We start from the raw sequence: 13,405 nt of genomic DNA on the forward strand, positions 1-13,405 counted from the left end.
ATGCCGATCGGGCCGCCCAGGGGCAAGGGGTCCTGGCTTCGCCTGGGACTAGATCTTGCCGTCTTCCTCGAAGACCTCGGTCCAGTCCTTCACCAGGCCGTCGAGCGCTTCCTGTGCGGTGCCGTTGCCGGCGACGACATAGTTGTGAACGCGTTTCTGCATGTCCTGGAGCAGGGAGGCGTAGCTCGGTTCGGCCCAGAAATCCTTGACGATCGCCATGGAGTCGAGGAACGCCTGGGCATAGGGCTGGCTGGAGGCAAAGCCCGGTGCGTTGACGACGGCCTTCAGGCAGGAGTAGCCGCCGAGTTCCCACCACTTGGCCTGCACGTCAGGCTGGGCGAACCACTTGATGTATTGCAGCGCTGCATCGCGCTTTTCAGAGTAGGACACGACCGATATGCCCTGTCCGCCGAGTTGGGCGAAATGTGCTTTTTCGGCCGGATTGGGGAAGAAGCCGATGCGATCGCCGCCGACCTTCTCGTCCTTGTAGAGACCGGGCCAGGTGAAGGCGAAGTTCATCTGCATTGCCACCTGCCCCGATTTGAAGGCATCGGCGGATTCGACCATGTAGACGTTGGAGCTGCCGGGCGGTGTGCAGCAATCGTAGAGCGCCTTGTAGAATTCGAGGCCCTTCACCGCGTCGGGAGAATTGACGAAGCCTTCCATCTCGTAGGGCTTCTTCGGGTTTTCATACTGGAAACCCCAGTCGTAGAGCACGTTGGTGACACCCATGGTGATGCCTTCAGAGCCGCGCTCGGTATAAATCGAGGCACCATAGACGGTCTTGCCGTCCACTTCGCGCTTCTGGAAGAACTCGGCGATCTGCTTCAGCTGGTCGTAGGTTTTTGGCGGGCCGAGATCCCAGCCGTATTTCTCCTTGAATTCCTTCTGCAGTTCCGGCTTTTCGAACCAGTCCTTGCGATAGGTCCAGCCGACGACGTCGCCCATTGCCGGCAGCGCCCAGTAATTCGGCGTGTTCTTCGGCCATTCGGAGTAGCCGACAACGGTCGCCGGCACGAAGTCATCCATCTTGATGCCTTCCTTGTCGAAGAACTCGTTGAGCTTGACGTAATGGCCGTTCTCCGCAGCACCCCCGATCCATTGGCTGTCGCCGATGATCAGGTCGCAGAGTTTACCTTGGGAATTGAGTTCGTTGAGAAAGCGGTCGGCGTAGCTGGTCCAGGGCACGAACTCGAACTTCATGTCGATCTTGGTCTTGGCGGTGAAATCCTTGGACAGTTCGACCAGGGCATTGGCCGGGTCCCAGGCGGCCCAGCACAGTGTCAGTTGTTCGGCCTTGGCCGCATTCGGCAAGGCTGACGACAAGGCAAGCGCCGAGGCGAGCCCGAGAAGGGCTTTCAATTTCATCTGCATGAGTTCCTCCCAGAACTGAAAAGCCGGCTCCCCGCCAGCGTCGAAACAAAATCGACTTCAATGAAAGCTCACATGAACTCCTCACGTATCATGTTTAGCAATATGTTTAGTGAACAGCATTTTTATAAACAACGCAAGCGGCAATCGTTGCTGCGTTGCACACAGGGCAGCGGACAAGCGCAGCACGAAAGGCAGGGGAGAAAAGCGACGAGGCCCGGTCACCTCACGGCGACCGGGCCTCGTGCTTGGGTCGGCAGGCTGTCGGAAACGGACAGACGGCCGGAGATTGAGGTTTAGGGGCTCAGGAGAACGTCAATGCGCGGTCGCCATCGGCATCCTTGATGCGGGTCGGAAGCCCGATCCGGTTGAGGATGTCGAGGAACGGACGCGGCGGCAGCTCCTCGACGTTGACCATCTGCTTCACATCCCACTCGCCCGATGCAATCAGCATCGCGGCGGCAACCGGCGGAACGCCGGCGGTGTAGGAAATGCCCTGTGACCCCACTTCTTCGAAGGCTTCCTTATGATCGGCCACGTTGTAGATGAAGACTTCGCGCTCAACGCCATCCTTCATGCCCTTCACGAAGTCGCCGATGCAGGTCTTGCCCTGATAGTTCGGTGCCAGCGACGACGGATCCGGCAGCACGGCCTTCACCACCTTCAGCGGCACGACCTCGAGCCCTTCGGCCGTCTTTACCGGCTGCTCGGACAGGAGGCCCAGGTTCTTCAAGACGGTGAAGACATTGATGTAGTGATCGCCAAAGCCCATCCAGAAGCGCACGTCGGCGCCGTCCATATGCTTTGCCAGCGAATGAACCTCGTCGTGGCCGGTCATGTAGGCCTTGCATTTGCCGACCACGGGCAGGTCATATTCCTTGCCGACCTCGAACATCGAATTGGTCTGCCACTGGCCGTTCTGCCAGGAATAGACAACGCCGGTAAATTCGCGGAAGTTGATTTCCGGGTCGAAGTTGGTGGCGAAGTACTTGCCGTGGCTGCCGGCATTGATGTCGACGATATCGACGGCGGTGACCTTGTCAAAATACTCATCCTTGGCGAGACGCGCATAGGCATTGACAACGCCCGGGTCGAAGCCGACGCCGAGGATGGCGGTGACGCCCTTTTCCTTGCATTCCTGCGCGCACTTCCATTCGTAGTTTCCGTACCACGGCGGCGTTTCGCAGATCTTCTTCGGGTCTTCGTGGATCGCGGTGTCCATGTAGGCAGCACCGGTATCCATGCAGGCGCGCAGGACCGACATGTTGACGAAGGCGGACCCGACATTGATGACGATGCCGGCTTTGGTCTTTTCGATCAGCGCCTTGGTCGCCTCGACATCCATGGCGTCGAGCGCATGGGCTTCGAGCGTCACGTCGGTCTTCAGGCTCTTCTTTTCGCGGACCGAGGCGACGATCGCGCGGCACTTTTCGACCGTTCTGGATGCGATATGGATGTCTCCCAGTACATCGCAGTTCTGTGCGCACTTGTGCGCCACGACCTGAGCCACGCCACCGGCGCCGATGATGAGAACGTTCTTTTTCATTTCGGGTGATTTTTCCTTTTTCTCTGGGGTTAGAGGAGCCTGGGACAGGTTCCGTTTGACGAGCCTAGGAGAGGCTCTGTTCGTAGTCGGCGAAGGAAAATTCGCGGACGAGCCTGACGTTGCCGTCAAGATCTCTGATGGCGATCGATGGCATGCCGACGCCGTTGAACCAGTTCTTCTTGACCATGGTGTAGCCGGCCGCATCCTGGAACGAGACGCGGTCGCCGACCTTCAACGGTTCGGAAAAGCGGAACTCGCCGAAGATATCGCCGGCGAGGCACGACTTGCCGCAGACCATGATGCTGTGCGGTCCAGCATTCGGCTCGACCTTGGCACTTTCGCGGTAGATCAAGAGGTCGAGCATGTGCGCTTCGATCGAGCTGTCGACGATGGCGAGATCCTTGCCGTTGTTGAGCGTATCGAGAACGGTGGTCTCAAGCGTCGTGCTGCGGGTGATCGCGGCTTCGCCGGGCTCCAGATAGACCTGAACGCCATGACGGCCGGAAAACGCCTTCAGGCGCTCGCAGAAGGCATCGACCGGATAATCGTCGCCGGTGAAATGAATACCGCCGCCAAGGCTGATCCACTCGGCACGCGAAAGCAGGGTGCCGAACTTTTCCTCGATCTCCGACAGCATCCGGTCGAACAGGTCGAAATCCCTGTTTTCGCAGTTGTTGTGGATCATGAAGCCGCTGATGCGGTCCATCGCAGTTTCGATCTGCGCCGCATCCCATTCGCCGAGCCGGCTGAAGGGGCGGGCAGGGTCGGCGAGGTCGAAACTGGACGAGCTCATTCCGGGATTGAGACGCAGGCCGCGGGCGATGCCGGATGCCTTGTCGGCGAAACGATCGAGTTGGCCGATCGAGTTGAAGATGATCTTGTCGGCGTGCCCGATCACCTCGTCGATTTCGTTGTCACCGTAGGCGACACTGTAGGCATGGGTTTCGCCGCCGAATTTCTCGCGCCCGAGCCGCACCTCGTAGAGTGAGGAGGACGTCGTGCCATCAATGTATTCGCGCATCATGTCGAACACCGACCAGGTGGCGAAGCATTTGAGCGCGAGCAGTGCCTTGGCGCCCGATTTTTCGCGCACGTAGGCGATCTTCTCCATGTTGCGAAGCAGCTTTGCCTTGTCGATCAGGTAGTAGGGGGTCTGGATCATGATGTGCCTTGCGTCTTCAAAGTGTTTCAAATGTCGGGACTGCAGGTGGAGAGGCGGAGGGCTATCCGACCGCCAGCCCCAGCGCCCGTCGTTTCATGGCGCGGGCGGCAAGCGAGATATTGACCGAGCTTTTGAAGCGATAATTCGTGGCCAGTGTTGCGACATTGGCTGCCTCGCCTATCATCGGTGCGGTGGGTAGTTGTTCGGGCATCGACGTCTGGTTTGCGGCCGGCGTCGGACAGAACGCTTCGCCTCTGATTGAGCCAAGCCAGATCTTTTCGTGTTTGGATGATCGCCTCAAGACGGCTGCAGCCTCAAGAAAATCCGCTTGCGCGGCGGCATCCTGCGGGTCGAGGCGAAGGCGTTCCTGGCTGGCGTGGATGGCAGCCGCGATCCCATGCGGGTCGCACTTCGGCCTGCGCCACAGCAGATACCGCCCATCGATCAGATCGATATAGTCGTCGAGCGTGGCGACCGGGAGCGGCTCTCCAGATAAGCGCCCGTAGAACTGGAGAGGGTCGGCGGCGGGGGCCGGCTCAAGGCTTGAGTCGGTGTCGGTCGATGTCTCAGGCTCGAAGTCGACAATACGGGCAACCGACATGGCGATCTGCGGCCAGTTGGAAAGCGCCTGCTCGGTCACGCGAGGCGTCAGGCCGGTGTGGCGCCAAAGGGAATGGCTGATGGCGAGGCTGGCCCGCGCTGCCGCGTCGAGTTCGAAATATCCTGGTTTGTCTGTGCAAACAGTTCGCCGCGCGCTCTTCAGCGCGTCGCAATTGAAGAGATCGGCAAGCGCCGCCCGGCTTTCTCCGAGTGCGGTTGCGATGTCGAACGCGGTAAACCGGCCGGTGCGCCAGCTATCAGTTTGCGGGAGATTTTTCATTACATGCTGTCGAGAGCTAGGGTCTGCTCGCTATCAGGAAGTGCGCTTGGAGCGGCGCGAAGCGGCAACCGGTTTCATCGTCTCAGCTCGCAGGGAGGTAGCTGGGATGGCGTGACATGCCCCGGTCGCGCACGGTAAAAGCCGCGGCCGGGTTACGATCCCGCTTTGAGGCGCACGGGTTCTCGAAGGGCATATGAAGTCACGATCAGCATGCCGCTATCGTAAATGCGACGGCGCATATGTCAAGGCAATGGGCCGGATGTGCGCAACCGCCGCACGCTGCGGGTGCGTTTCGGTTGTCGGTACTGTTTCACGAACAGGCGCTGCCATGGCCGCAAAATGCCCGAGACCTGGAGGCGTAGCAAAAAATCGCGGTTGCCGAGCGATTGTTGGAAGAGCGATCCCGCTCCGGCCGCAGTCATGGTTTTGCATTGATTGAGGACCGGGCGCTGACCTGTCAAAGTATGTGGGTCGCTTGATGTGCAGCCATCCTCCCGGCTGCGATAGCGATGTTCCCTCTGGAGGTTATACACCTCTCAATTTGAGGCCGCCGTCTGAACGGTGGCCTTTTTCTTTTTGACACCTCAGCAGGACCGGCAAGACCACATCCAAAATCGTGTGGACTTGCGGACTCGAATTCTCCGTGGTAACGTTCCCACGAGTTCATGCCATGGGAGGGCGTGTGTGATGCAGCGGAGGCGGCCGACGATCATCGACGTCGCGCGCAAGGCAGGGGTGTCCAAGAGCACCGCCGGCCGGGCACTCTCCGGCGCGTCCAATGTTACGGACGAGGCGCGTGAGCGTGTGCTTGAGGCTGCCCGTGCCGTCGGCTATGAGCGCAACGATCTCGCCGTCGGCATGCGCTCAGGGCGCACCGGCCTGCTTGGCCTTGTCATTCCCGATATCACCAACCCGTTCTGGGCCGAGGTCGCGCGTGGCGCGCAGGACCGCGCGGCTGAAAACGGGGCCTCTCTCCTGGTGTTTTCCTCGGATTGGGATCATGGCCGCGAGGCCAGCCACCTGCGGGCGCTGCGGCAGGCGAGGGTCGATGGTGCCATCATCAATCCGGTCGCCGACAGCTTCGATGACCTCGACAGGTTCGGACTGCCTTTCGTGCTGATCGGCTCGAGTGCGGAACGGTTCCCGGCCAATTCTTCCGTCGGTTCCGATATCGCCCAGGCGGTCAGACTTGGCATGGACCATCTGGTGTCCAAGGGGCATCACGCGCCAGCCCTTATCCTCGGGCCGAAGTCGCGCATCGCACGGGCCCGGTTTCTGCGGACCTTCCACGAGCATTGCGTCGAGCGCGACATCGACCCGGCGGCGCTGCCGATGGAAGACGGCGAATACACCGTTGAAGGCGGGCGCACGGCGATGATGCGGCTCCTTCAGCGCGACCGGGTCGGCCACCTCGCGGTCTTTGCCGCCAACGATCTGATGGCGCTCGGCGCCATGGTTGCCGTGCGTGAAGCCGGGCTTCGATGCCCGGAGGATGTATCGATCCTCGGTTTCGACGGCATTCCCGCCGGCGCATTTTCCTGGCCGGGACTGACGACAGTCGCCAAGCCCGGGCGCGAAATCGGCGTGCGCGCCGTCGACTGCCTGTTCGATGAAATCGCCGGCCGGCCCGAACATGGGCGGGTGTTCATGCCATGCCGGCTGATCGAGCGAGGCTCATTGGCTGATGTGTCGCTCGACCAGCCCAGACGCGCAGCAAGCTCCGGGAGGGGGTAAGCAATGACCAATCGTGACGAGGCGGTGATGTCGCCTAAATTTGGGAACGTTCCCAAATCGAGTGCGGGCCGCAGGCAGGGACGCATGGCCGTCGCCGCCGATGGCTGGCGGCGCTGGTGGCCCTATTACGTCATGATGGCGCCGGGCATCCTGTTCTTCCTCGTCTTCCATTATCTGCCGATCTGGGAGGCGCGCATCGCCTTCGAGCAGGTACGCATCGTGCCGCCCAACATCTGGGTGGGCATCAAGCATTTCCAGGTGCTGTTCTCCTCGCCGGTGTTCTGGCAGGTGCTCGCCAACACGCTGATCATCTCGGCCATGAAGATGGTGTTCTTCCTACCGGTGCCGATCATCGTCGCGCTGTTGTTGAACGAGGTTCGCGGTGGGTCGCTGCGCAAGTTCATCCAGTCGGCGATCTACCTGCCGCATTTCCTGTCCTGGGTGGTGATCGCCGGTATCTTCATTGCAGCGCTGTCGCCGACCGACGGCGCCGTCAACAATCTCATGGGCATGGCCGGCATGGCGCCACGGTCGTTCATGACCGATACCGGCGCGATCCGCTGGGTACTGGTCTTTACCGAAATCTGGCGTTCGGCCGGCTGGGACAGCCTGCTCTATCTTGCAGCCATCATCGCCATCGACCAGCAGCTCTATGATGCCGCCGAGATCGACGGCGCCAACCGCTGGCAGAAGATCAGGCACGTCACGCTGCCGGGCATCGTGCCGACCATTGCGACGCTGTTCATCCTCAATGCCGGCATGTTCCTCAACGCCGACCTTAACCAGGTGATCAACCTCTCCAACGACGTGGTGCGCAGCAAGATCGATATCGTCGATACCTATGTCTACCGCATCGGGCTCCAGACCGGCGAATACTCGCTGGCAACGGCCGCCGGCCTTTTCAAGGCGGTGCTCGGCACGATGATGATCGTGATCGCCCATTTCGTTTCCAAGCGTCTGACCGGAAAGGGAGTCTGGTAATGGCCCTGTCGCGCAAGACCCCGATCGAACGCATCGAATATGCGATCATCGTCTCGACGCTGCTGCTGCTCGTCGTCGTCACGGTCCAGCCGATCCTCAACCTGCTCGCCGTCTCGCTCTCCGAGCCGGCAAAGGTGCCGGGCATGAGCGGGCTGACCATCATCCCCCGAGGGTTCTCCTTCGAGGTCTGGAGTGTTCTGCTTCAGCACCCCAATGTGCAGCGCGGCATCTTCAACTCCATTTTCATCACCGCCGTCAGCACCGTGATCGGCGTCGTCGGCACGGCACTGATGGCCTGGGGACTTTCCAGGCCCGGCCTGCCGGGGCGAAAGGCGCTCTTCATCCTCGTTCTCGTCACCATCGTGTTCGAGCCGGGCATCATCCCCGACTATTTCGTCAACAAGCGCTTAGGTCTGCTCGACAGCTACTGGTCGGTGATCCTCTTCAAGGCGGTCAATGCCTGGTACCTGATCATCCTCATCCGCTTCTTCGAAGAGATCCCGAAGGAACTGCTGGAAGCCGCCGAACTCGATGGCGCCAACCCGTTCCAGGTTTTCTGGCACCTGGTTCTGCCGCTCGCCAAGCCGGCGCTTGCGACCATCTCGCTGTTCTATCTCGTCTTTCACTGGAACGAGTTCTTCCGCGCGATGATCTATCTGAACGACCAGGGCAAATGGCCGTTGCAGGTGGTGCTGCGCCAGTTCGTCATCGATGGAGACAAGGTCGCCATCGTCGGCGCCAACAACGCCAGCAACAACACAGGCGCCAGCCAGATCGATCTGCGGTCGCTGAAAGCCGGCATGATCCTGCTCACCATCGTGCCGATCCTGGCGATCTATCCGCTGATCCTCAAATTCTTCACCAAGGGAACCATGAGCGGCGCGCTCAAGGGGTGACGAGACACGTTCCAACAAAGAAGCCTATCAAAACGGAGGAGACGAAATGCTTAGAAAAATGGTCCTGCTGGCCTCGACTGCCCTGGCGCTCAGCCTTGGTGCGGCCGCCCCGACAATGGCCGAACCGGTCAAGATCCGGGTGGTGTCCAAGGACTTCACGCCGTCCAACCCCGACGACGTCAAGCACCTGCAGCGCATTGAGGACGCGCTTCGGGCGCAGGGCACCGATCTCGACATCGAACTCGTCGACCTGCCGTCTTCCGGCTATGCCGACAAGCTGTCTGTCATGCTGCTCTCGGGAGACATCCCGGACCTGATCTATTTCCAGGGCGGCGACGCCAAGATGGTCGAGCAGGGCGTGCTCGAGGATCTCGGCCCGATGCTGGCCGACACCAAGTACCTGAAAGACGCGCTGTGGCCGCACAATGTCGAGCGCCTGAAGAACTATCCCTATCTGCTCTACGTCTATCCGGTGCGCGGGCCGCAGCCGGTGATCCGCAAGGACTGGCTGGAAAAGACCGGCCTCAAGGCGCCTGAAACCGTCGAAGACTATGTCACCCTGTTCAAGGCGATCAAGGACGGTGACCTCGACGGCAACGGCGTCGCCGACAGCTATGGCGTGACCACGGCTGACAACACCAACGAGCTCGATTCCATCTTCAACCAGGCCTTCGGCATCACCGGCACCTGGATGAAGAATGCAGGCGGCGAGTGGGTGCATGCGCGCATCACGAGCCAGGAGAAAGACAAGATCGCCTTCTACGCATCGCTGCGTGAGCAGGGGCTCTATGATCCCGAGTACATCACCACCAAGTTCGACGTGAAGGAAGACAAGTTCTACACCGGCCGGGCCGGCGTGATCTTCGGCTCCTCCGGCGAGGTCATCGACATCTATGGCGGCAAGATGCGCCAGGTTCATCCGGGCACCGAGCTCGTGCTTCTGGCGCCGCCGAAGGGACCGGGTGGCCAGGGCCTCGCCGCCGTCGACGTCTCGAAGGAATCGCGCGGCTTTGCGATCTCCTCCGTCTCGGAGCACAAGGCCGAAGTGATGAAGCTGCTCGACTTCATGGCAAGCCCGGAAGGCCAGATGTTCGATCGACTCGGCTTCGAGGGCCAGGAATACACCAAGGACGGCGACGCTTATAAGGTCACCGACAAGATCGCCACCTGGTACGCCCGCTTCATGGTCGCGGCCAACTGGACCCCGCCAGTCGTCTGGCAGTCGGAAGCGGCCCAGCAGTCGCTGGCGACGATCCAGAAGGACTTCAAGCCGGACAACACCTTCGTCTGGCCGGCCGACTACGCCGCCGATCTCGACGCCACCGAAAACGTCTACCGGTCCTGGGTCTACAAGTTCATCTCCGGCGCCGCCAAGATGGATCAGTGGGACCAGTATGTCGCGGAGTGGGAAGCGGCTGGCGGAAAACGTCTCAACGAGTATGCAAGGACTGTTCTCGATGCAGAAAAGTAGCGTTCAAGGGCTCTCCCTCAAAGGGAGGGTCCGCGCGCTCATCCATGGCGTCGCACTCGGCGACGCCATGGGGGCGCCGGTCGAAAAATTGCCGGCCGCCGAAATCGCGCAGCGATATGGCCGTGTGAAGTCGCTGGACACCGAGTGGCACAAGATGTCGCTCGATGCGACCGCCCGCAACGGCCGGGTGCGCGGCAACGGCATCGTCACCGACGATACGCTGATGACGCTCTGCCTGATGGATATCTATGGCGAGGTCGGCCGGCATCTCGATGCCTGGGACATGGCAGATGGCATGGTCCGGCAGATCGCCTGGGTGCCGCGCTACGTGCCGGAGCTGCAGCGCGAAGCGATGCTGATCGAGCGGCTGTTCTATCCGGAAAAATGGATCTTCCAGCGCCATCAGTTGACCTCGTGCGATCCGCGCCAGGGTGGCATCGGCAACATGGTCAATTGCGGTGCCGCGATGTATGTGGCGCCGATCGGCGTCGTCAACGCATGCGATCCGAAGGCCGCCTATGACGAGGCTATCGCGTTCGCTTCGGGCCATCAGGAAAGCTTCGGGCTTGAAGCGGCCGGCGTGTTTGCCGCCGCGGTTGCCGCGGCCTTCGTGCCCGGCACAGATATCGAAGGCGTGATCGAGGCCGTTCTGGCGCTTGCCAAGGACGGCACGCGCAACGCCATTGCCGACATCGCTGAAATCGCGCGCACACTGAAGGCGCAAGGTGCCGACCACGCAACGGTCGTTGCAGCCTTCCATGCCGCGATCGCGCCCTATTCTCCCATGGGCGACGACGTCAACCACACACCCGCCAAGGCCGGTCGCCTGACGGCTGCCTATCAGCCAAGCCGCCTCGGCTCGATCGAAGAACTGCCGCTGGCGCTCGGTTTCTGCCTGTTCAACGACGGAGATTTCCGCCGCTCGATCGAGGACGGCATCAATTCCGGTCGAGATACCGACTCCATCGGCGTCATGGCCGGTGCGATCCTCGGTGCGATGCACGGCGAAGGCGTCATCGACGCCGCCGACCACGCGCTGCTCGACCGCGCCAACAGGCTCGACCTTACCGCTTCGGCCGACCGCTTTACCGAAGTGGTAACGACCATGCTTGCCGCCGACCAGGCGGCGGCCGACCGGCGGACCAGCTTCCGCGCCGCCCTCACATTCTGATCGATAACGAAAGACGCATGATGCCCAAGCTCAGCAAAGAGACGATTTACGAGAAGATCTATGCCGGTTTCATCGGCAAGGCCATTGGCGTTCGCCTGGGCGCCCCGGTCGAACCGACGATCTGGAGCTATGAGCGCGTCCAGAAAACCTATGGCGAAGTCACCCAGTATCTGCGCGATTTCAAGAACTTCGCCGCTGACGACGACACCAACGGCCCGGTCTATTTCATCCGAGCGCTGCGCGACTATGGCCTGACGGCGAGTGCTGCCGATGTCGGCAAGACCTGGGTGAACTATGCCGCCGAAGAGCATGGCATGTACTGGTGGGGCGGCTTCGGCGTTTCGACCGAGCACACCGCCTATCGCAACCTGCGTGCCGGCATTCCCGCACCGCAGTCCGGATCGATCGCCCAGAACGGCGCGACGGTCGCCGAACAGATCGGCGGGCAGATCTTCATCGACAGCTGGGGCTGGGTGCATCCGGGCGAGCCGCAGAAGGCAGCCGATGCTTCGGCTCGCGCCGCAAGCGTTGCCCATGACGGCGACGGCCTGAACGGCGCGCGCTTCTGCGCTGCCGCCATCGCTAGGGCTTTCGAGGCGACCTCGATCGCCGAGGTGATCGCCGCCGCCATGGCGACCATCGATGCGAAATCGACGTACGCCCGCGTGGCGCAGGCGGTGATCGATTTCCACAAGGCTAATCCCGGCAACTGGCGCGCCTGCCGCGACATGCTGACGGCCGATTGGGGCTATGACCGCTATCCCGGCGTCTGCCACATCATTCCGAATGCCGGCGTCACCGTCATGGCGATCCTCTACGGCGAAGGCGATCTGCCGCGCACTGCCGAGATCGCCACCATGGCCGGCTGGGACACCGACTGCAACGCCGGCAATGCCGGAGCGATCGTCGGCACCTTCCAGGGGCTTCAGCCGGGCTGGGACAAGTACAGAAAGCCGATCAACGACTTCATCGTCGCCTCCGGCGTCGTCGGCTCGATCAATATCGTCGACATCCCGTCCTTTGCCCGGGAACTGACGGTGCTGGCGCTGCAGCTGCGCGGTGACGACGTGCCGGCGCTCTGGCTGGAAGACTTCACCCGCCGTGGCGTCCGCTTCGATTTCGACCTGCCCGGTTCGACCCACGGCTTCCGCACCGAAGGCTTCAACCAGATCAGCCTCAAGGGCTCGACCGACAAACAGGCCGAAGGTTCGCGCGGCTCGCTCGAGATCCAGCTCGACCGGCTCGAGCGTGGCCAGGGCGGACGCATCTTCTGGAAGCCCTTCTATCGTCGCTCCGATTTCGACGACGAGCGCTACCGCCCGATGTTCTCGCCGCTGGTCGATGCCGGCCAGACGGTGTCGTTCAAGCTGTGGCTCGATCCGTGGAATGGCGACGGCAACCTGCGCGTTGCTCCCTATATCCGCAGGGCCATGTCCGGCACGATCGAGGAAACCGGCGCGTGGCAGGTGCCCAACCATGAGGGTTGGCAGGACTACGAATTCACCGTGCCGGAAGGCGCCGAAGCGATCGACGAGATCGGTATTCAGGTCGAATATTTCGGTCGTCTGAAATTTCTCGGCCGCCTGTTCCTCGCCGATTTCAAGGTCGAGGGCGCGGGTCACACCGTCATCGATCCCAAGGGCGAAGTGCAGGAATGGGGCGCGATCTCGCGCTTTACCTGGAACCGCGGTCACTGGACGCTGCAGGATGGGCGCATCCATGCGCATACGGCCAATGACGCCGACATGTGGACGGGCCATTATTACGCCCGCGATGTCAAAGTCCTGGCGGATGTCAAGCCGCTCGCGGGCCCTTCGCAGCTGGTTACGGCCCGCGTGCAAGGCACCAGCCGGTTCTATGCCGCAGGCTTCGATGGCGACGAGGTCGTGATCCTCAAGGAGGATTTCGGCACCACGGTTCTTGCGCGTGCCCCGTTCAAGCGCGAGCTTGGCAAGAGCTACGGCTTCGCGTTCACCCTCAAGGGCGATTCATTGTCCTTCGCGATCGACGGCAAGCCGCTGATCGAAGCGCGGGACGACCAGTTCGTTTATGGCATGGCCGGGCTTCGCCTCGGCGCGCTTGGTCGCATGAGCGTTGGAACCATCGAGATTGTCGAGGCCGCCTGATCGGTCTTGATTCCCCCGCCGGTCCGTGAAACGGGCCGGCGGGGAGCCAGGAACCGCATCGGCGTAT

10 protein-coding genes are annotated in these 13,405 nt (G+C 61.5%); 6 read left to right on the plus strand and 4 right to left on the minus strand.

Annotation, left to right across the window (positions count from 1 at the left end):
* Nucleotides 1-48: 48 nt before the first annotated feature.
* The 4 genes from HT585_RS17505 to HT585_RS17520 all read right to left on the minus strand — a co-directional run bounded on the left by HT585_RS17505 (nt 49) and on the right by HT585_RS17520 (nt 4,959).
* The gene (locus HT585_RS17505; protein WP_176354112.1) at nt 49-1,374 is read right to left on the minus strand and encodes an ABC transporter substrate-binding protein; all 1,326 of its coding nucleotides are present in this window, start codon (nt 1,372-1,374) and stop codon (nt 49-51) included.
* Between the two features lie 301 nt (nt 1,375-1,675).
* The gene (locus tag HT585_RS17510) at nt 1,676-2,917 is read right to left on the minus strand and encodes a saccharopine dehydrogenase family protein (RefSeq protein ID WP_176354113.1); all 1,242 of its coding nucleotides are present in this window, start codon (nt 2,915-2,917) and stop codon (nt 1,676-1,678) included.
* A 64-nt stretch (nt 2,918-2,981) separates the two neighbouring features.
* On the minus strand, nt 2,982-4,079 hold the full coding sequence (gene nspC / locus HT585_RS17515) for a carboxynorspermidine decarboxylase (RefSeq protein WP_176354114.1): 1,098 nt from the start codon (nt 4,077-4,079) through the stop codon (nt 2,982-2,984).
* A gap of 61 nt (nt 4,080-4,140) precedes the next feature.
* The gene (locus tag HT585_RS17520; RefSeq protein WP_176354115.1) at nt 4,141-4,959 is read right to left on the minus strand and encodes a hypothetical protein; all 819 of its coding nucleotides are present in this window, start codon (nt 4,957-4,959) and stop codon (nt 4,141-4,143) included.
* Nucleotides 4,960-5,646: 687 nt separating this feature from the next.
* On the opposite strand from HT585_RS17520, the gene HT585_RS17525 reads away from it, so the two are divergent.
* Genes HT585_RS17525 through HT585_RS17550 form a run of 6 tightly spaced genes read left to right on the plus strand, consistent with a single transcriptional unit; the run spans nt 5,647 to nt 13,338 of the window.
* Nucleotides 5,647-6,693 carry a LacI family DNA-binding transcriptional regulator gene (locus HT585_RS17525; RefSeq protein ID WP_176354116.1) on the plus strand — a complete coding sequence of 349 codons (1,047 nt, stop codon included), beginning with the start codon at nt 5,647-5,649 and terminating at the stop codon, nt 6,691-6,693.
* Between the two features lie 3 nt (nt 6,694-6,696).
* Nucleotides 6,697-7,674: an ABC transporter permease gene (locus tag HT585_RS17530; protein WP_176354117.1), complete on the plus strand. Its 978-nt coding sequence runs from the start codon at nt 6,697-6,699 to the stop codon at nt 7,672-7,674.
* Nucleotides 7,674-8,570, plus strand: coding sequence for a carbohydrate ABC transporter permease (locus HT585_RS17535; RefSeq protein WP_053247821.1), 897 nt, complete (start codon nt 7,674-7,676; stop codon nt 8,568-8,570). Before HT585_RS17530 ends, HT585_RS17535 begins: the two co-directional genes overlap by 1 nt.
* A gap of 46 nt (nt 8,571-8,616) precedes the next feature.
* A complete protein-coding gene (locus HT585_RS17540; protein ID WP_246707719.1) occupies nt 8,617-10,041 on the plus strand; it encodes an extracellular solute-binding protein in 1,425 nt (474 codons plus the stop codon).
* On the plus strand, nt 10,028-11,212 hold the full coding sequence (locus HT585_RS17545; RefSeq protein WP_176354118.1) for an ADP-ribosylglycohydrolase family protein: 1,185 nt from the start codon (nt 10,028-10,030) through the stop codon (nt 11,210-11,212). The genes HT585_RS17540 and HT585_RS17545 overlap by 14 nt, the downstream gene beginning before the upstream one ends.
* A gap of 17 nt (nt 11,213-11,229) precedes the next feature.
* On the plus strand, nt 11,230-13,338 hold the full coding sequence (locus tag HT585_RS17550) for an ADP-ribosylglycohydrolase family protein (RefSeq protein ID WP_246707720.1): 2,109 nt from the start codon (nt 11,230-11,232) through the stop codon (nt 13,336-13,338).
* Nucleotides 13,339-13,405 lie beyond the last annotated feature (67 nt).

This window comes from Ensifer oleiphilus, from assembly GCF_013371465.1.
Classification (GTDB): Bacteria; Pseudomonadota; Alphaproteobacteria; order Rhizobiales; family Rhizobiaceae; genus Ensifer; species Ensifer oleiphilus.